This window comes from Brucella sp. HL-2, assembly GCF_025846885.2.
Classification (GTDB): domain Bacteria; phylum Pseudomonadota; class Alphaproteobacteria; order Rhizobiales; family Rhizobiaceae; genus Brucella; species Brucella quorumnocens.
This window is the reverse complement of record NZ_JAOYTK010000035.1, coordinates 1-19,511: the sequence shown is the minus strand read 5'-3', so window position 1 is coordinate 19,511 and position 19,511 is coordinate 1. Positions and strand designations below refer to the sequence as shown.

The window sequence follows — 19,511 nt, the reverse complement described above, 5'->3', positions numbered from 1 at the left end:
CGAGGCCGGGCTTTGTCCGGCCAAGACCAAGTTTTAGCCATCTCTTAATCCGCTCTCGCCCGCGCTCTTCATCACTACGTAGAACCCAAAACAAAATACCGGAATTCAATAATGCTCTTCGGTCTTGATTTTGAATGGCTGGCAGACCCGCTTTATCAGGGTTGGCTACTCGATGGGCTTGGCACGACGCTTGCTCTTACTGGTGCCGGCACGCTTCTGATGTTAAGTATCGGAGTAGCCGGTGCGGCGATCATTCATTTCAACATCCCGCTCGTCAAACCACTGACGATCATTATGATCGATTTGTTCAGGAATACACCGCCACTCGTGCAGTTGTTTTTCTTGTATTTCATGCTGTCTGATCTGGGCTTGTATTATACTGATGGAGCGACCGGAGAACGGGTGCCGCTGCTGTCTGGCTTTGCTTGTGTAGTGATCTCGCTTGCTTTGTATAACGGATCCATTGCGATCGAGATTATCAGGTCCGGTATCAATTCTGTGCCACGTCAGACAGTTGAGGGCGCAATCAGCCTTGGATACAGTCGTGTGCAGATTTTCCGCTGGGTCGAATTACCAATCGCCCTTCGGCTGACGATTCCCAACATGACCAGCAATGTCGTAAGTCTCATCAAGACCTCCGCACAGGCTGCGCTCGTTGGAGTGACGGACATCATGTTTTATGCCACGCAGGTCACGCTCGAGACGTTCCTCAATCTTGAAGTAATGATCGTCCTTTGGCTCACTTATCTAGTCATTACCACGTTCGTTGTGTTCTTCGCCAAACTGCTTGCGAGAGTTCTGACTATCCCCGGATTTGGTGGTGGAGCAATGAAATGAGCAAAGAAACCAGGTCTGCTGCATTCGGCTTTGTTGGCGTCATTGTCGCCCTGTTAGCCATCCTTTTTGTGCTGTACGGGCATAAAACCACCGATGCTATAAGCGTCCTTGTCGATCGATCATCTCTTCTTTTAACCGGAAGCTCTGATTTTTCGGGTTTTGGAGGGGGTTTCTCCGCTAACGTAATCATCAGCCTGCTTTCTATGCTGATATCACTCGTTGCGGGCTTCTTCCTTGGTGGCGCAATGGTCTCACCGAAGCCGTCGGTCAGAAATCCTGCGGTCATATTCATGAACTTATTGCGTAGTTCTCCATGGCTGGTCGTGCTCTATGCGATGCTCTATCTACTGCCGTTCAATGTTAGTATTCTGGGACACAATTTCTTTGTCTCCCCGTTCCTCAAGGCGGTTATTGGGCTGTCATTCCCTGTTACTGCTTATATCGCAGAAGCATTTCGCAACGGCATTCGCTCTGTCCCGGACGGGCAATGGGAATCCGCGCGTGCACTTGGATATCGTCGTAGCCAGATTCTGCGGCTCATCGTTCTGCCTCAGGCATTTCCGCTGATGTTGCCTAATCTGATGACGACCTATGCCATGTTGTTCATTGGCACAAGCCTCGTGGTGGTGACAGGCACATCCGATGTGTTGTCCATCGGAAAGACCGTGATTGCCAGCGACGGTGATGATTATGCGGCGGCAGTTTATCTTTACATTCTCCTGCTGTTTTTTCTGTTCGCCTACCCGTTGGCTACCTGGACGCGCGCTATTGAACGCCGCCTAAGCAAAGGCAAATGAAATGAACTCACCATTTTCCAAATCCGCTATTGAAGTGACCGAAATTCACAAGAAGTATGGTGCTGTTGCCGTGCTAAAAGGCATTTCTATGAGCATTCAAAGCGGAGACGTTGCCTGTATCATCGGTCCGTCGGGATCAGGAAAATCAACCCTTCTGCGTTGCCTCAATGGGCTTGTGCCTATCGATCGAGGACAGATCCGGGTAGGTGATTTTTTCGTTGAACGGTTGCATTCGGAGAAAGAGCTGGTCCCGCTGCGCCATAAAGTTTCAATGGTGTTTCAGCAATATAACCTTTTCCCGCATAAGACCGTGCTGCAAAATATCATGATGGCACCAATACAGGTGCTGCGTCATGACCGCGAAGAGGTTCGAGCGCGCGCTGTAGAGCTTTTGGCAAAGGTACAGTTGCAGGGCAAAGAACAGGCTTACCCGGGTGAATTGTCGGGTGGGCAGCAGCAACGTGTAGCCATTGCACGTGCGCTGGCTATGCAGCCAGAGATCATCCTTTTCGATGAAGTGACGGCGGCCCTTGATCCCGAAATGGTTCAGGAAGTGCTCAATGTTATCCGTGACCTTGCAGCCGATGGTATGACCTGCGTGCTTGTAACGCATGAAATGCGCTTTGCGCAGGAAGTCGCCGATCAGGTGTTTTTCACTGATGGGGGAGTCATGGTGGAGCACGGTGCTCCTGAAGAATTCTTCAATAAGCCGTCCGATCCGCGTCTCAAATCATTTCTTTCGAAGGTTCTGTAATCATCTGTCGAGGAAGACTCTATGCCGAGCTTTAAAATTCTGGTGCCGGACGTCCATTTGCGCGACCTTTCCATCGAAAGCGCCGTTTCGGGAGAACATTTCGAATATCTCATTTACGACGCAACAGATCCCGCGTCCATCCCAGAGAAGCATTGGCGCGAATGCGACGGTATCCTGGTCTGGCACCGCATGCGGATTGCGCCAGACACGGTTAAGCTTCTCGATAATTGCAGGCTTATTGTGCGGGTCGGAGTTGGCTTCGATAATGTCGATGTGGATGCCTGTCGCAACGCTGGCATCGCGGTAGCCAACGTCCCAAATTACGGCACGACGGAAGTCGCTGATCATGCAATTGCCATGCTTCTCTATCTCACACGCGGACTTGGCACTTACGAAAAACGCCTAAGGGCTGATCCGGTGGGCGGCTTTGTTGCCGAAAATGCTCCAGTTGTGCGACGTATTCGCGGACTGACCTTTGGTGCGATTGGTCTTGGCCGTATTGGAACTGCAATCACTCGTCGAGCTGCGGCTCTTGATATGAAAGTTGCATTCTACGATCCTTTTCTGCCCGAAGGGCATGAACTTGGCATCGGATTTGTGCGCAAGCAATCGATTGAGGAACTAGTAGCCAGTTCCGATGTTGTCAGTCTTCACGTGCCTCTTAATTCTGACACGCGTTCAATTATCAATGAAACGTTGCTGGCGCATTTTCGCGACGACAGCATTTTGATCAATATAGCGCGTGGCGGGCTTATTGATATCGACGCACTCTACAAAGCCTTAAAAAGTGACAAGCTTGGCGCGGTCGGGCTGGATGTCTTGCCCGTTGAACCGCCATCTCCTTCTCCGGCGCTCCTTGAAGCGTGGCGTAATGATGAAGATTGGCTGGCAGGGCGGTTCATCATCTCTCCACACGCCGCCTTTTATTCTGAAGCGGGATATGTGGATATGCGCACTTTTTCCGCTGAAATCATGATGGATTTCTTACTACGCAAGAAGGTGCGCAACAACGTTAATCCCGGTTGGGAAAATTATTCTCGCTCAATATAGGGCGGAACGCCGCTCATACAATGCTTTGTCCCATGTCGTTATAGAAGCTTAGTTCCACGCTTTTTGCGACATAATTCCGTGCGTCAAGGAGCATGCCAAAATGGCATTTCAAAAAGTAGTTGCCCCGTTCAGCAGATTATCCCAGGTTGAATTACAGGCATGGCGTGCCATTCCTCCTGCGGTCGCGTCTGATTGTCTTAATCGTACTCAAGCCATGAATGCGGTGATCAAACCTGTCGCCAGTGGAATTACGCTTTGCGGTCAAGCGCGTACGGTTACGGCTATGGCGGGTGATTGTGGTAGTATTTGTGAGTTGATCGGCATTGCACAGAAAGGCGAAGTGATCGTCGTTGATGCTGGCGGTGTAGAAGATACTGCTGTCTGGGGTGGTATCATGACTGCAGAGGCAGCTCATCGGCAGCTTGGCGGCGCCGTTGTTTTCGGGGCTATCCGCGATGTGGAAGACGTGCGACGACTTCGTTTCAACATGTTCTGTAAGTCTGTCGTTCCGCGCGGCCCGCATCACGGTTTTGGCGGCATTATTGATGCTGCAATCTCGGTTGCAGGCGCAGTCGTACGCCCCGGCGATATCGTTCTTGGCAATGATGATGGAGTAGTAATTGTACCGCTGGAACGCTCCACTGAGGTTCTTGCTGCAGCACAGGCTCATATCATCAAGGAACAGTCCTGGCTTGATGGAATCCGTAGCGGTCGCACCATCCAGCAGATGTTCAACATGCAGACGTCAGCGCACGACTAAATTTGGTGAAGCGAGAATGAAAGTAATCAAAGACGTTGAGGCCGCGAGAGCACTCAGCTATAGACCGCTAATAGATGCACTTGCTCAGGCTTTTGCCACTGGCTGCGAGTGCCCACCCCGTCATCATCATACGATTATCAATCGCGACACGGCCGATTCCACACTATTACTTATGCCCGCATGGGATGTCGCGAATGCCGATTGCCGTTTTCTGGGTATTAAGATTGTCACCGTCTGCCCATCAAACAGCACTCGCAATCTGCCTGGACTGACTTCGACGTATGTGCTGTATGATGCTAAGACCGGTCAACAGCTAGCCATTATTGACGGCAACACTATAACCACGCGCCGTACCGCTGCTACCGCAGCGCTTGGTGTCCGTTATTTAGCGCGCACCGATGCCAGTCGACTTGTGATGATTGGCTCTGGCAAAGTTGCAAGCCTTGTGCCTGAAGCGTTTCGCGCCATTCGCCCCATCACGGAAGTTGCCGTTTGGGACATTGACCAAAACAGCGCCGAAAACCTTGTTCGAACCTTAAATGACAGTGGCTTCAAAGCACATGTTGTAGTCGATCTAGAACTTGAAATCGGCGAGGCTGACATTGTCAGCGCTGCCACATTGGCAAATGAACCAATTATTCATGGGGAATGGTTGAAGCAGGGCACACATGTGGACTTGATCGGCAGTTTCACACCTACGATGCGTGAAGCAGACGATATCGTAATGCAGCGCGCGATGATCTATGTCGATCGGCCGGAAGCCCTAATGGAATCGGGGGACATCATTCAGCCTCTGGAAAATGGTGTCATTACCGAAGCTGAAATTCTTGGCACTTTGCGGGATCTAAGCCGTTCTGACCGCTTGGCAAGAAAATCGACACAACACATAACCGTGTTCAAAGCGGTCGGCTCTTCGCTGGCGGATCTGGCTGCGGCTAGAATGATTTATAATAATGCGTCTTTGGGTAGTTGATAATAACGCGAAGCATGCTGACCCAAATAAGGTTAATCAAAGCCAAGCCTGCCTGAGGGTTGGATAGTTTTCGATGGCGCGTATATACGATACGAAGGCGGTCAGAAAGGTGTTGTGGCAAAAGGGCTGTTGCTCGTAAGGCAATTGTTAGTCCCCTTGCATTATCGAGAACTCTAACTTCCGCCGAGGTTGAACATGCTTGTTGACAATTACAAGCCATCGCCCTCCCACCCGAAGCGATGCTTCGGATGGGACTAACCGGTCAATTCCTTCATCAAATATGCATCGGCGCCCGACGCCTAACTGTCTTTCGATACAGATGCCAAGTGGCATGTCCGAGGATGGGTATTACCAACGCCAATCCGGCAAACATTGTGGCAAAACCCAAAATTAGCATCGCAGTTACTATTGCTGCCCAAAGCAGGGTTTCCAAAGGATTGCGCATAACCACACGCACTGATGTGGCGGTTGCTGCCGCTACTCCACAATCCTGATCGAGCAGCATTGGAAACGTAACGATCATCGAGCCCAGAACAACGATGGCAAAAACCAAGCCGATCCCGCAGCCCGTGAAGATCAAGCTACGCCCTTCTTCAGTCGATGATATCTGATTCATCATCATCGAAATGCTCTCGGGAGGCATCAGGCCGAAATAATGAATATAGAGACTTTGGGCCACCAGCAGCCACCCGACAAAGATTGCGAAGAGAAAAGCACCGGCAGCCAGAATAGAAGGTAATGCCGGAGAAAGGGTCACATCAAAAGTTCGTTTCCACGATGTGTCTAACTTCTCATCACGACGTCTGCTCATCTCATAAAGCGGCAACGCAGCAATCGGCCCGATCAAAGCAAAACCGGACATCAAAGGGAATAAAAGCGGCAGCGCGTTTGTGTTCGTGCTCCAATAGGTGATGAGCAACCCCGCAAGGGGATATATGAGACAAAGAAACAAATAATGCGAAGGCTTTGCCCAGAAATCGTCAAATCCCAGACGCAAGGCTTCAAATACATCTGCCATACGGATGCGGTTAACTTCAGGGTAGAAGGTTGATTGGTCTCGTCCTGCAATAACATGAAACTGTTCCATGACACTCCTCCTGCGGTTTAAGCAGTCCTGACGACAAGGAATCGGTCAGGACATGACCTTCACGCAATTTTTGGCTTTTACACGGTCACCGAATAAATCTGTGTTTCGTGATGCCAATCGGCTGGGCTCAAGCCAGAAGTTTTGGCGATTAGTATACATCGAAAAGATCGGCCGCGAAAGAAAAGTGCTTTCCATAATGGCCAGTACTGATGCGAACCGCGAGCAAACTAATTTCTTTGGTTTCAATCAAAAGACAACAATGCTGAGAAAGGGGACCTATTTTACATCCTTCAATTTAATCCCTTGAAAAACAAGTGGATTTTAAGTGATCGATTGATGTGTGCGTGCCATCTGCGTAACTAATTAACAACCTTGGAGATGCGTGTGAGCGATCGCAAAACGCCTTTCACCGATCCAGGCCGACCGACATTGCTTGTCGGGTTTGCTGATTGAGCGGAGGCTGTTTTATTGAATTGATGGCACTATTGGTTTTCAGGATCACTGGAATTTGACCGATAGACCGGAAAGTTGGCCGATCATAATCTTGCATATCGTTCACCGGATACGCTGAGCTAACATGTCGAAATAAACCGGATAATCTGACGTCAGGCCAATTGATTTGTTTGGAGGTGTCCACCGATCCTCGCCGACTTTTGCCCGCAAGACCTGGAAATCTCGGCGGTTCTGGTCATCCTAGCCGACCGACATGCTGATTTGCGACGTGAAATCAAACAGCTTAGATAAGCTCTCTGTTGTTCTGTGATTACATAGTCAAGAACAACCCTGTTTCCTACTTATGTGTGGTGTTAGGTGGAAAATTGTTGGCTGCTTAGAATCCGGCGGCAGCGCTAACGACAAGGGATCACTAACATCGGCTTTCGACCGTACGCGTTGCCGTTCATCATTATGTATGATGTCCCTCAAACCGGGCGCTAAGATAGCTGAGGCGTCGCATGTTTTGGGCTTCTCGCCAAAACAGTTTGCACGCGTCTATGAAGGCCATTGAAATGGCCAAGCTGCTGAATTCAAGCCTTGCGCGCGATGATGACATGAAATCCGCATCCTTGGCAGCAGCGCTGGATGAGTGCGTCAAATTGATATCGGGTAGGCCCGTTAAATCAGGTATCGCCGCCGCAAAGGCGTGAGAAAAAAGAAGCTCGGTCGCCAGATAGGCCAACGCTCTGAAGGTGCCCGCCCTTCTTGCAGAGGGGGCGTAGATATCGCTGGATCCTTGCGATATGGCCATCAGCAAAAACACGGTGGCGGATATCATTAAGCGAACACGGGGCTCTTTCATTTGATGTAAGAGAGTTGGCTATTCGTAACTTTTCATCAGTTTAGCCTTGTCATCTTCATGGATTTTGATAAATCGGAATTCCGGCCAACTCGGAGGAAAACGATATGCCGGATTTCTCCACAATCATGCTTTTCGTCGCTGCGTGCGTGGTGCCCACTGCTGCGCCCGGACCCGACATGCTTCTCATTGCGACAGGCAGCATCAGCCAGGGTCGAGCCGCAGGGTTTCTGACCGATGCCGGAATAGCACTCGGCACATATTGCCATGCACTCGCGGCAGCGTTGGGGCTTTCACAGCTTTTCTGGTAGTTGCTGCGGCATACGAGGTCATTCGCTGGGCTGGCTGCGCCTATTTGATGTGCTTGGCTTGGAAAACTATTCGTTCTGAGGGTGCAAATTTTACCCCTGCATCGGCCCTAAAACGATATTCAATGAAGCGGATACTCGGAGAAGGTCTGGCAACAAATCTTCTAAATCCGAAAATGGCCCTCTTTGTCCTGGCGTTGTTTCCTCAGTTTGTGCACCCGGAGGCAGGTTCACTCATTGTCCAGATGCTGGTTCTGGCTACCGTGGTGAACGGAATCGGCCTTGTCGTAAATGGCTCGGTTATTCTGCTGAGCGGACATATCCGCAGCCGTGTCACCGGTTTGGTCTGGTTTAGGAAGCTGCCGCAGTATCTTCTCGCAATGGTCTTTTGGCCTGCCGCGTTGCATTGGGAGGCAGAAACTAATTGCGTCGCATCCAATCAGGCCGGGCGGCTCTCACGGGAGGCTCAACGAGTAATTCGCTCCCTCCCGCAATCGACAACAACCACAAGCGATCATGTTTTAGCACTGAAAAGGCTGCCTTATTTTCTGCCAATGTGAAACCGGTCTGCCTCCTTCCCACTCCACCTCAGTCAGGAGAAAATCAGCCCCTAACGGCGCTTCGGGTCTTCAAGCTGCCGTTCAAGTCCTTGATTTGTCGGTGCAGTTAGAACCTAGAAACTGACACTGAGTTTCGCATTGAGACCGTTCTGTCTGGCACCTGATGCAAACTGGCCGGTATAGGAGAGGCCGAGTGTGGCATCTTCGGTTAGCTTCAGGTCGAGCCCCGCCTCGATGAGAGCGGCATCTTGTCCAATCGGAAGTCCGGAGACGGTAAAGGCGTCCGAGCCGATGAAGCTCGCGGTGGAAACCGGCGTGATATCGCCATAGGCATGTCGCCAGCCAAGGTCGGTCCGTGCCGTTGCCGTGATGCTGTCCAGAACAAACTCTTTTGATGCGCGGAACCCGAGCGTTGAGAAACTGGTATCCGTCGTGCCAGATTGAACGGATAAAGCTGATGCGGTCTGACCCTTTTCATCAAGTCCATCGGTCTTCAGACGAACATAGGCAAGACCCGCATAAGGCTCGAAAAGCGCTTTGCCATAATGGATCTTATAGCCAAGTTCGCCGAAGATCTGGAAACTTCCCGCATCGTAATCGGCGGTCATATTATCAGCAAAGCCGGGGAAGGCGACTGAACGGTTCATATCGATATCATGCCATGTATAGGCAAGACCGGATCGGAATCCCAAGGCGTCACCATTTTTGAGCGCCCATTCGGTTCCTGTATAGGCACCGAGCGTATAATTATCGCTGCTACCCGATGAGGCGCGATCACTCACCTTGAAATTGGAATGACTATAGCCTGCCAGCAGACCAAGACGCCATGTGTCGAGGACGGCGCTGTCCATACCGGTGATAAAGCCGCCAACAGACGATTTTACAGCACCAGCATTGCGATCGCTATTCTGTCTCGTCCATGCGCCATAGGCATAGCCCCAGACGGTATAGGGGGTGTGGACAGGTGCAATGCTAGACGGCTCGACAGCGTCAAACACAGAGGCTGAAGCCGAAATATTCTTCTGCTTTCCGGCATAAGATAACGCATTGATTGGAGTTGCCGGAGCGCCGCCGAAAGCCTGCTGCAAACGACCCAAAGCCGCATTGCGGATAAACAGGCTGTCATTGATCAGGACGCCCTTGGCCGAAGCATAAGCCTCACCGGAAAGGTCATCGAAGGCAGCCCGAGCTTCATCTGCCGACAGCATCAACAGGCTATTATAAAGCGCAAGCGACGAGCCCGCCTGCGCCAGCGTATCCAGTCCTCCGGCCGTCGCATACTGATTGCGGGTCTGGGCGACGGTCGTAAAGAGGGGAGGTGTCGCAGGCGTTTCACCGCCGGGATTCGAGGTACCCGGATTGGATGTCCCCGGATCAACCGGGTCAATAGGATCGACCGGCGTGGTGGTTTTGGTGGAAATGGTCAACATGACATCGTCTGCATCGTAGACGGCGCTCATATCGAGAAATGCAGATCGCGAAACGACGCTGGCAAAAGTCCCGCTGACACCACCATCGGCATGCAGAACGATATAGTTTTGACCATTCTGATAGCTGGTCTCGGGATCAATGGCCGTCACAAAAACCGTGCTGCCCGAAATCGTGGCCATGCCTGCTACGCCCACAGTATCGGAGAGGTGATTTGAAGCGCCATTTGCCGCAATTTCGACCTCTAGAACTGAGCCGGGCCGAAGGGCCAGATTGCCATCGACTGTCAGGATGCCGATGGAATTGCCCGGCGACAATATACCACCTGACTGAACCGTCGTTTCTCCGACTGAGCCATAACCGCCTAGTATGGCGCCGGATAGAACGTTGATAGTACCGCCGAGCGCTGCGCTGCTGTTGTTGGCATCGCCGATAATCAGTTTGCCTTCTGCAACCGTCGTCGTGCCGCTGAAATTATAACTGTTGCCGTTGAGGAGGAGGACGTCTGTGCTTTCCTTGACGAATTCGCCACCTATAGAATTCACGAATTGGCCCGAGAAACTGCCGCCATATACGGTAAGGCGATCGTTGGCCCACGAGACCTTACCACCGCTCCCCGGGATGGCATCCTGCAAGTTGCGAATTGTCCCGCCATGCCCGGAGAAATCGATTGTTGCGCCTGACGCCACGCGTGTCGCACCTGCGAAACCTGTAAGATTTCCCAGCGAACCGTTGCCGTTAATAAGGCGTCCATATTCAACTGTAATTGTAGAAGCCGGAGCTGCATTCGTGCCGATGGCGTCCATAATCACGTCACCTGCTCCGTCGCTTGCCCCGATCACCAGATCGCCCTGAAGAGAGAAGCTTTGACCCGCTCCGCCATTGAGCCAAAGTTGAGTGCCGGTTGCAGTACTGATCGTGCCCGTTGTTCCGGCTGCAACGAGATAGCTGTTAAGCGTGGAATTTCCGAGAGCAGAGTGTAGTCGACCGCCGTTAAGCGTGATCATGCCAGTGCCCAGTGCATCAATGACTGGCGATCCCTGGTTGACGGCAAGTGTACCGCCCAAGATTTCCGTGCCACCGGTGTAAATATTGTTGCCAGTCAGTGTCAGCGTGCCTGTGCCGGATTTGATAAGGCTACCGGCGCCGGTGATTGTACCAGAATAGGTCGTGTTGAGCGCCTGATCGACAGTCAGTTCTGAGCTACCTAAGGCAATGGCACTACCGCTGCCATTGAGGGCCGACATGACCAGATCAAAATTGTTCAGATCGAGCGTGCCGCCATTGAGGGTATAAGGTGTGTTAGCAGCCAGGCCCGTCGCACTGCCTGCGCGCAAGACGCCGCCTGTAACAATCACATTGCCTATTACACGGTTATCGCCGCTTAAGACGAGTGTGTCCGACCCCGTTTTCTCCAGAGAGGTCGGAAGGCCGCCATTTGAACGTCCTTCCAGATTACCGGAGAAGTTGCCTCCGGTAATCATCAAATTGCCTGTCCAGGCCACGGTACCACCTGACCCTGGTGACAGGTCCTGCAAATTCCTGATATTTCCGGCGGTTTCTGTCAGGTCGAGAACGGCGTTCGATCCAACGCGCGTTGCCGATATGAAGCTGGTGAATGAGCTAAGAGAAGATCCCGCACTCGCTTTCAGAGTGCCAGAGGCCACGGCCAATGTAGAACTCTCATTGACGCTGCCATATAGTTTATCCCAGAAGACTGTACCGTTCGCGCCGCTGGCGCCGACGACGAGGTCCCCTGACAGCGCGATCGTTGTATTGCTATTGGAGCCGCCAAGACGCAATGTGGTTCCCGTACCTGCGCTCAAGGTAGAGACAGAACCACCTGAGACATTGAAATTGTTTGTAATAACACCATCGATCATCGAGTGCAGGTGCCCGCCCGAAAGCGTGATTAGTCCGCTGCCAAATGTATCGATGATGCCGTTGGTTGCGTGATTGGCATGGATGGCGCCGGCCGATATGATCGTGCCGCCTGTGTACGAGCCGGCACCATAACGATACAGGTTTCCTGCTCCCTGTTTAATCAAGGCCCCTGCTCCGGAAATTGAAGCGGTGCCCCATACATTGGTCTGATTTCCAATCACGTTGAAAATGGTATTGGAATCCAGTCTAGTAGTGAGATCATAACCGAAATCAGTGCTGAAAAATCCACCGGTAAAATTCACCTCAGCATTCGAGTCTGTATCGGCAAAAACGAGCGTCCCGTTTGAGAAGATGAATCCACTGTTCAGTCTATTGAGGTTTAGTTCGCCAACTGTCACTTGTTGGCCCCCTAAGCTTACTCCGTAGGCGGTATTGTCCTGCAGTGCCTGAAAATTTGCGACGGCCCCGATTGAATTTGGCACGGTTCCACCTTGCCATGAAGACGGGTTGAGCCAATTGCCAGAGCCGCCTAGCCAGGTCTCCGCATGGCTTGGAAAGGGAATACTGAGCGCAAAGACAAGGGACGGAAGCAATAACGGATGCTGCCGACGCCGCAGAAATCGCGTGTGCAACGAGCCGATTTTGAAAATTTGCTGTCCCATTTGTGCCCCCCGAACCGCTGACCCCACAGCGATGGGGCTTAGTTAGCATCATCGCGTCTAGCTCGGCAATGCATTGGCTTCAATACGACAGATGCCCTATTTCCTTGTCGAGAAAAGGAAAGATGAATAGAGACGGGACGAGGAGCGATCAACTTAATAGCCGCGAAGCCCGTCCGCTGCGCCGTTTGGCATCGTTGTAATAGTCGGACGCCTGTTGAACGGAGCGATGGCGCGATTGCTCCATGGCTTCAGGCAGCGGAATACCGCGATTGGCCGCTTCTGTGAGATAGCCGGAGCGCAGACCGTGCGCAGAGAATTCACTTGCATCAAGGCCTGACATTTGAGCGCGTTGCTTGACAATCCGGTTGATAGCGCTCGGTTCCAACGCACGCGCGGAAACATTGCCCCAGCGATCGACTTTTCGAAACACGCTGCCCTTATCGATCTTTGCCGCCTCCAGCCAACGGGTGAGGGCGTCGACACGCCGTCCGGTCAGATAAATGATCTCATCGTGATCGGCCCCACTGGTTTTGGTCCGACCGAGATGGACGCCGAGAGAGGGGAGGGGAGAGCCGGCCTCATCGGTGACAGGCGCCTGTATGACGAGTTGATCCATGCGAAAGCCAGCTATTTCACTGCGCCTGCGCCCACCAGAGGTAAAGGCCACTATCAGGATAGCCCGGTCACGCAAGGTGGTGATATCCTCGCCTGAACACGTCGCCAGCAGCTTGGTCAGAATATCGCCGGTGATGGCATGGGCACTCTTGCGGTTCCTGGGTTGGTTGATGGCGCGGATGGCAAGGCGGACGGCTGATTTGACAGAAGGCGACGAAAATGAGCCCTCGAGACCACGCCAACGGGTCAGCGTAGACCAGTTGGCAAGGCGGCGGCGGACGGTTGCCGGTGCATGCGAACCGGATACGCGTAGAAAACCTTGATGGCGTAATTCTTGTTCCACCCCGACTGGCATGCCGTGATCAGGTTCGATCTCGCGCTGCTGCGGACGCCAGAGATGATGGGCGATGAATTTCAGCAACAGGGCTTCTGGCGCAGGCCAGGGGAGGGGGCTGCCGGTTGCGGCCATCGACCAGGCTTCGAGATAGGCGAGATCTGAAGTCAGCGCGCGAAGTGTGTTTTCGCCCAAGCCTTCATTGACCAGATGCCGCAGGGTTTCGATATCCGCGTCCGTCAAAATCTTGGTCAGCATATCGCGGCGGGTCATCGGCAAGATGGCAGCAATCGTATCGAGTTGTTCAGCGCGCCATTCAATCGGCTTTTCTTCGGCCATCATAATACCGTCGATGACTCACGGTGAAGTTTAAGATCGGTTTTTCCGAAATCAAACCTCTTGAACAGAAGCGGCGCCTTGTTGACGGTGGCGACAGCATAGGAAAAACAGTCCCCCATGTTCAGAGCGGCTGGATGATGGCCTTTGCCGAACCGTTCCAAGGCATGTTCGGCTGTGCGATAATGCACCTGCTCGAAGGCAACGACCGACACATTCGGCAATTCAGCGAATTGATCGACAATAGCGGCGGCATTCGCAAAGCCCTTGCCGGTGAGAACCATGCGCAGTTCCAGAAGCGTAGGCCAGCCGACAATGACCGCATCGTGACGCATCAGCCGCTGGAACTGATCGGCTTCCGGTTCGCGCAAGGCCATGGCCAGGATCACCGACGTATCGATGGCGATCATCGCGGCAGTCCGTGTTCATCATAGAGATCGTCATGCGCGGAGGTGGTGCGTTCCGGCACGTTTCGCCGGCCTTCTGCCATCAGATCCAGCAGCGTGTCCATGGGCGTGAGCGCCTGTTGCTGGCGTAGTTAATGATCGTAACGCTCCAGCGCCCGCTCAACGAGCTTGTTGATGGGCTGGCCTGTGCGTTTGGCTAGGGCATGGGCCAGATCGCGTGCCTTGCTGGAACGCACGGAGAGTTGCGGTTCGGACATTGGTTCTCCTCACTGAATATGCGCGGAATATAGCCAATCACAGAAGAGATGGCTAACCTTGCCGCCTAGATGTCTAACATCCAATAACCATAATTGTAGGTTTGCAGTCTAAGCAACGATCGGCAACAAAATGCCTGTTTTGCGAGCGAGTTCCCTCCCGTGAGTCCTGATGCATAGTCTAGATCGTTAACTCGTCATCTGGCTCTGGCAGATTATTCGACATTCAAGTTCAACGATGACTTTGAATTCCGTAACAACAGCGTGGATGGAGGAGGGAGGGCTTAGACAAACGGCGGCTCCATTGAGAAGCAGCCGTTAACTCATTCCGTCGTTATCAGGGCAGTAGGTCATCCGCCGCTCATAACGCTCTTTTTTGGCTCTTTGGCCTTTTTTGCGATTGGAATCCTGTTTGGTAATCTCAACGCCATGGCGATGCGCCCACTGGGTCTGGTTGCAGGGCTAGGTGCATCCCTAATCGCTTCAGGAACGAGCCTCGTCGCCACGCTTTTCGCCATAGGCTTGGGTGCTGCCTACGATGGCTCAGGGATGGTTCCGGCCGCTGGCATCTTTCTAGCGGGTGCTGCCGCAATCGTGCTCGGAGAATTGTCGTTTCGCGTCGGCGACGCTCCAGTCGTACCCATTGTAATTAGCAGTGAGAATAGGCACAGCAGATGGCCCGATTACCATTGCATCTCACCGGTCTGGGGACATCGGCTGGTGTCCAGAAATTCATGCGGCTTTATCATGCCACATCACCTGAAATAATCTGCCTGATTAGTCTTCTTGTTTTCATTGCAGGAGCGCTCGATGCGACCGAAAATGGGTATTTGTGACGTAACTAGTCAGTGGTTTCGTAAGCGATTTTACCGTTTTCGGCATGTGCATGCCTCATAGCCTCCGGCAAATAATCGGCCAGGTTTCATACCGATGTGCGCAGCAACGTCGAGCAAAGTTGTAACACGCAGCGCCTTGGCCATAGCAATTGAAGCCTCTGCACAAATGGCGGCATCTTCGGCAGCATTATGATGTTTGAAGCTCAATCCCAGATAACTGGCCAGTACATTTAATTTATGTGACGACAGATCGGGCCAGACCTTTTGCGCCATTTTGACCGAGCAAAGATATTGAAGTGCGGGATAGCTCTGTCGATATTGATCAAGACACGCACGCCAGACACTGAAATCAAAAGAAGCGTTATGCGCAATCATTGTTGCGCCGCAGAAATCATCGGCAAACTCATCCATAACTTCAGGAAATTCAGCAGCATCTTCGACATGTTCCGGTCTAATGCCATGAATAGCGATGTTAAAAGAAGAAAAGCGCATCTCTTTGGGGCGGATCAATCGTTCGACGACACGCATAACGCGGCCGTTTTCAATCCATGCCAAGCCCACTGAGCAGGCGCTTCCCCGCTGTTCATTTGCGGTTTCAAAATCAACGGCAATAATTTTCAAGTGGCGCTCCAGCTATTGTTCAAGCTGTTTAAGTCTAAGCTCGACAATTGGCAAACGTGGACGGCCAGCAGAAACTGAGGCGCATCCCCAAATTCCGGTGAAAAGAAAACGGGATTGCTGAACTGCGTCGACTACAGATCAACTCATACGATCAGCCTTGCCGCTTTTCCTGATTTGCGTTCAGCATAATTGTGGTAGCGCTGCGTGATTGACGGATTTATGCTGCGACTGCTGCATAAACTCGGACAGGGAATGCCGTTGCGGGCGGCTTGTGTGAGATTGCCAAAGCGTCGGCCTCCAAACTTTGAGATTATGCTGTTTCTTGCAGAATAGTGGGGATAGGCAGTGGTGCTGTACCAAGATATCCTGCAACCATCCTGGTGATATGCTCCACAATATCGGCTTCATCGGAAAGTGAGTGGCCGCAGTCATTGAGAACGATGGCATGGGTCAATGTCTCTATTGGAAAGCGTAGCCAGCATCTTGTCGACCATTGTTCCGAACTCCCCCGAGACTCACGTGAATCAAGTATCGCGAGCACCGTTTCGACAGAACTTGTGGCTGCACTAAAGCCCGGCTAGCATCGGCTCAACTGCTTTCCCGTTCTGCCCCCGAATCCATGATGGAAGCCACCGTGAACGAACCGACCGCCATTGAAATTTCAGTCGCAGCCGCATCTCATAAGGGCGAATTTTTCCTAGTCGATGCCGGCTTCTTGAGTAACGACAGGGTTCCCGGCATAGAAATCGCCAACGAAGAAAAGCTGGTCCAGCCGGGGATGAATGTCGTTTCGCGTCCTAACGGAATGCCAAATCAGTATCCGGAGCGTCCCCACCTGGTTCATGTGCCGGAGAAGGGCGGAATGCCACGCGATCTGGAAGAATTCGCTGGCATATGGATTGTGTCGGAGCCTTTGAAGCAACTGTTTGAGCAGATGGACGCCGAGGCGTTTGCATTTATGGCATGCGACTTCAGCCTTGCTGACGGGAGCCTCGGTCCTCAGTACTACCTAGGCAATGTGCTGCGCAGACTCGATGCCCTGGATGAAGCCTCCTCTCGGGTAAGGATCAAGCTCGACCACAATTATCAGACCGGCGAGGACGAGAAACTTTATAGCCTCGTCGGCGGAGCCAGCTTGGTGTTCAAACCGGATGTTGTGGGAGATGCCCATATCTTCCGCCAAGATCGCATGGGAGCACCTCCCATCTGCGACCGCGCCATGTTTGATGCATTGAGTGCCGCCAATTTCTCCGGCGTACGGCTGCGCGATGTAGCCGATATTTAAGAAGGCCCCTTTAAACGGATTCTTGAATGAGGTTTGTGCGCATGGTCGATGCACTGGTTTTTCAGGGGCACCATCTGAGAACGCGGCATCCATGCACTCAGATGGCAAATCCAAGGACTGAGCGTCTGCCTGGATCGGTCTCACCTGGCTGAGCAAGGCCCGAACTATTCGTTCAAAAACCAATGACGATGGCTCTAAATTGTTCATTGACAGCTATCACGTCGGTCGGGCCCACGTGCGGATGGTCGCCTCTCAACCCCGATTTCAGACATCTGGGCTGGACTTTCAAAGCAACCTTGACGCTCGTCCGCTGCGCCGTTTGGCGTTGTTGTAATAGTCGGACGCCTGCTGCACGGATCGATGGCGGGATTGTTCCATAGCTTCGGGCAACGGAATGCCGCGATTGGCGGCTTCTGTGAGATAGCCGGAGCGCAGCCCGTGGGCGGAAAACTCCCGCGGTTCAAGCCCTGCCATTTGTGCGCGCTGCTTGACGATGCGGTTGATGGCGCTCGGTTCGAGTGCACGCGCCGAAACATTTCCCCATCGATCGACTTTTCGAAACACACTGCCCTTATCGATCTTTGCCGCCTCCAGCCAATGGGTGAGGGCGTTGACAGGCCGACCGGTAAGATAGACGATTTCATCGTGATCGGCACCACTGGTTTTGGTGCGACCGAGATGAATGCCGAGTGAGGGTAGGGGAGAACCGTCCTCATCGGTGACGGGCGTCTGTTTGACGAGCTGTTCTATACGCAAACCGGCGATTTCACTGCGCCTTCGCCCGCCTGACGCAAAGGCCACCATCAGGATGGCCCGGTCACGCAAGGCGGTGAGATCCTCGCCGGAACAGGTTGCCAGCAGCTTGCCCAGAATATCGCCGGTAATCGCATTGGCACTCTTGCGGCTGCGTGGCCGGTTCAGGGCACGCACCGCAATGCGGATGGCCGATTTGACGGACGGCGATGAAAACGCACCCTCCAGGCCGCGCCAACAGGTGAGTGTCGACCAGTTGGCCAGACGACGGCGGACGGTTGCAGGCGCATGCGGTCCAGATACCCGCAGAAAGCCACCTCGGCGCAGGTCTGTTTCCACGTTGGCCGGCATGCCATGATCGGGTTCGATCTCGCGTTGCTGCGGCCGCCACAGATGATGCGCAACGAACTTCAGCAACAGGGCTTCCGGTGCCGGGAAGGGGAGGGGATTGCCGGTTGCGGCCAGCGACCAGGCTTCGAGATAGGCCAGATCCGAGGTCAGCGCACGCAGCGTGTTTTCGCCCATGCCTTCATTGACCAGATGGCGGAGCGTTTCGACATCCTCATCGGTCAAAATGCCTGCCAGCATGTCGCGCCGGTTCACCGGCAAGACAGCAGCAATCGTGTCGAGCGTTTCGGCGCGCCTTTCGATGGCGGAAACGGGCGATGTGGTCAAAGGTCAAGACTCCCTGATTGGGCTGAAAACTGGCCTGCAGCAGCGCGAATTGGGTCCGATTTTCGCTGATTTGCGGCTGCAAATCAATAAGCTACGATAACCTATACTTATCGAAGGTTATAAACGAACATGGTTAATGTCGCGGTAACCATACTTATCGACAAATTTACTTTAACAAAGAGCCCATTTCGTAACAAAAACAATGACTGTTTAATATAAAAACCGCAATTATCGTGAATCTGAAACCAGGGAAACCTTGTAATCTAACCATTGATTAGAGGCATAGCTCGCCAATCGATACACCACATCGGGAGCCACGTTCAAATGATAGGCAATGGAGGTGAAATCATCTCCAGCGACAACTTTAGGCGAGGGTTGACGTTGTTACGAGGTTGAAAAATGGCCGCTTCGCTCTTTATTTCGGGGGGGCAAACCCGCCTTGAAAGGCGGTTTTGTATTCTTACTTCGTTCAATCACAACTACACTTCACCGTATCTGGCGAGTAGAGAATTGACCCTGCTTATGGCCGTTGATGATGGCGGTGAGCTTGCCCCTTAGTTGCACCGACGGGTGGTGTCGATTAGGGATGTTCCAGATTAGCGAAACCCTTCAGGCGCGCATCGCGATTACCCGGCGTTAAACTGAACCAGATCATTCTTACTTTGGCGGCTTTACCGGATTTAGGAATAAATTTGGATGAAATGTGAGCCGCCCACATCTGAAAACTGGTCGGCAATCAGGTCCTTTTCGCTAGGACTCCGTTTTAAATCTGCGAGCGTCTTCTTCTTTGTCAATCAGCATTGAATATAAGTCAGATGGGGTATTCGGCTTGAGCCCCACCTTTGACGGTAGTGAATAATAGAAGGTGCTGCGCTTCGAGTTATGATAAACGTGGTCATGTCTTGCAACAGCCACAAGCATCGGAAAGGAAGCGCAGCATGAAGTATTATAGCGGCCTCGACGTCTCGGTAAAAGAGACATCCGTTTGTATTATTGACGAA

The 19,511-nt window shown here is 52.6% G+C and carries 15 protein-coding genes and 3 pseudogenes; 9 read left to right on the top strand and 9 right to left on the bottom strand.

The window, feature by feature from the left end; all coding sequences use genetic code 11:
- Positions 1-111: 111 nt before the first annotated feature.
- The 6 genes from OIV19_RS21855 to lhpI all read left to right on the top strand — a co-directional run bounded on the left by OIV19_RS21855 (position 112) and on the right by lhpI (position 5,171).
- Positions 112-837: an amino acid ABC transporter permease gene (locus tag OIV19_RS21855; RefSeq protein ID WP_264233856.1), complete on the top strand. Its 726-nt coding sequence runs from the start codon at positions 112-114 to the stop codon at positions 835-837.
- Positions 834-1,634: an amino acid ABC transporter permease gene (locus tag OIV19_RS21850; RefSeq protein ID WP_264233854.1), complete on the top strand. Its 801-nt coding sequence runs from the start codon at positions 834-836 to the stop codon at positions 1,632-1,634. Before OIV19_RS21855 ends, OIV19_RS21850 begins: the two co-directional genes overlap by 4 nt.
- Before the next feature lies 1 nt (position 1,635).
- The gene (locus tag OIV19_RS21845; RefSeq protein ID WP_264233853.1) at positions 1,636-2,388 is read left to right on the top strand and encodes an amino acid ABC transporter ATP-binding protein; all 753 of its coding nucleotides are present in this window, start codon (positions 1,636-1,638) and stop codon (positions 2,386-2,388) included.
- Positions 2,389-2,409: 21 nt separating this feature from the next.
- On the top strand, positions 2,410-3,438 hold the full coding sequence (locus OIV19_RS21840) for a C-terminal binding protein (protein WP_264233851.1): 1,029 nt from the start codon (positions 2,410-2,412) through the stop codon (positions 3,436-3,438).
- A gap of 100 nt (positions 3,439-3,538) precedes the next feature.
- On the top strand, positions 3,539-4,198 hold the full coding sequence (locus OIV19_RS21835) for an RraA family protein (protein WP_264233848.1): 660 nt from the start codon (positions 3,539-3,541) through the stop codon (positions 4,196-4,198).
- 16 nt (positions 4,199-4,214) lie between these two features.
- The gene (gene lhpI, locus OIV19_RS21830; protein ID WP_264233846.1) at positions 4,215-5,171 is read left to right on the top strand and encodes a bifunctional Delta(1)-pyrroline-2-carboxylate/Delta(1)-piperideine-2-carboxylate reductase; all 957 of its coding nucleotides are present in this window, start codon (positions 4,215-4,217) and stop codon (positions 5,169-5,171) included.
- 274 nt (positions 5,172-5,445) lie between these two features.
- On the opposite strand, the gene OIV19_RS21825 is transcribed toward lhpI, so the two are convergent.
- Both OIV19_RS21825 and OIV19_RS21820 read right to left on the bottom strand, forming a co-directional pair.
- Positions 5,446-6,258, bottom strand: coding sequence for a DUF2189 domain-containing protein (locus OIV19_RS21825; protein WP_264233844.1), 813 nt, complete (start codon positions 6,256-6,258; stop codon positions 5,446-5,448).
- Between the two features lie 904 nt (positions 6,259-7,162).
- On the bottom strand, positions 7,163-7,531 hold the full coding sequence (locus tag OIV19_RS21820) for a hypothetical protein (protein WP_264233843.1): 369 nt from the start codon (positions 7,529-7,531) through the stop codon (positions 7,163-7,165).
- A gap of 128 nt (positions 7,532-7,659) precedes the next feature.
- On the opposite strand from OIV19_RS21820, the pseudogene OIV19_RS21815 reads away from it, so the two are divergent.
- Positions 7,660-8,284 (top strand): annotated as a pseudogene (locus tag OIV19_RS21815) (LysE family translocator).
- Positions 8,285-8,533: 249 nt separating this feature from the next.
- On the opposite strand, the gene OIV19_RS21810 reads toward OIV19_RS21815, so the two are convergent.
- From OIV19_RS21810 to OIV19_RS21795, 4 genes and pseudogenes are all read right to left on the bottom strand, one after another.
- Positions 8,534-11,896, bottom strand: coding sequence for an autotransporter domain-containing protein (locus tag OIV19_RS21810; protein ID WP_264233841.1), 3,363 nt, complete (start codon positions 11,894-11,896; stop codon positions 8,534-8,536).
- Positions 11,897-12,542: 646 nt separating this feature from the next.
- Positions 12,543-13,685, bottom strand: coding sequence for a tyrosine-type recombinase/integrase (locus tag OIV19_RS21805; protein WP_264233839.1), 1,143 nt, complete (start codon positions 13,683-13,685; stop codon positions 12,543-12,545).
- Positions 13,682-14,089, bottom strand: coding sequence for a type II toxin-antitoxin system VapC family toxin (locus OIV19_RS21800; protein WP_264233837.1), 408 nt, complete (start codon positions 14,087-14,089; stop codon positions 13,682-13,684). Before OIV19_RS21800 ends, OIV19_RS21805 begins: the two co-directional genes overlap by 4 nt.
- Before the next feature lie 134 nt (positions 14,090-14,223).
- Positions 14,224-14,343 (bottom strand): annotated as a pseudogene (locus OIV19_RS21795) (type II toxin-antitoxin system VapB family antitoxin); the annotation flags it as partial.
- 426 nt (positions 14,344-14,769) lie between these two features.
- On the opposite strand from OIV19_RS21795, the gene OIV19_RS21790 reads away from it, so the two are divergent.
- Entirely contained in the window at positions 14,770-15,108 is a 339-nt protein-coding gene (locus OIV19_RS21790; protein ID WP_264233835.1) for a hypothetical protein, read from the top strand.
- 98 nt (positions 15,109-15,206) lie between these two features.
- On the opposite strand, the gene OIV19_RS21785 is transcribed toward OIV19_RS21790, so the two are convergent.
- Together OIV19_RS21785 and OIV19_RS21780 are read right to left on the bottom strand one after the other, a co-directional pair.
- A complete protein-coding gene (locus OIV19_RS21785) occupies positions 15,207-15,797 on the bottom strand; it encodes a 3'-5' exonuclease (protein ID WP_264233833.1) in 591 nt (196 codons plus the stop codon).
- A gap of 143 nt (positions 15,798-15,940) precedes the next feature.
- A pseudogene (locus tag OIV19_RS21780) lies at positions 15,941-16,093 on the bottom strand (integrase); the annotation flags it as partial.
- Positions 16,094-16,431: 338 nt separating this feature from the next.
- On the opposite strand from OIV19_RS21780, the gene OIV19_RS21775 reads away from it, so the two are divergent.
- A complete protein-coding gene (locus OIV19_RS21775) occupies positions 16,432-17,082 on the top strand; it encodes an imm11 family protein (protein ID WP_264233831.1) in 651 nt (216 codons plus the stop codon).
- A 285-nt stretch (positions 17,083-17,367) separates the two neighbouring features.
- On the opposite strand, the gene OIV19_RS21770 is transcribed toward OIV19_RS21775, so the two are convergent.
- On the bottom strand, positions 17,368-18,510 hold the full coding sequence (locus tag OIV19_RS21770) for a site-specific integrase (protein ID WP_264233829.1): 1,143 nt from the start codon (positions 18,508-18,510) through the stop codon (positions 17,368-17,370).
- Between the last annotated feature and the right edge of the window lie 1,001 nt (positions 18,511-19,511).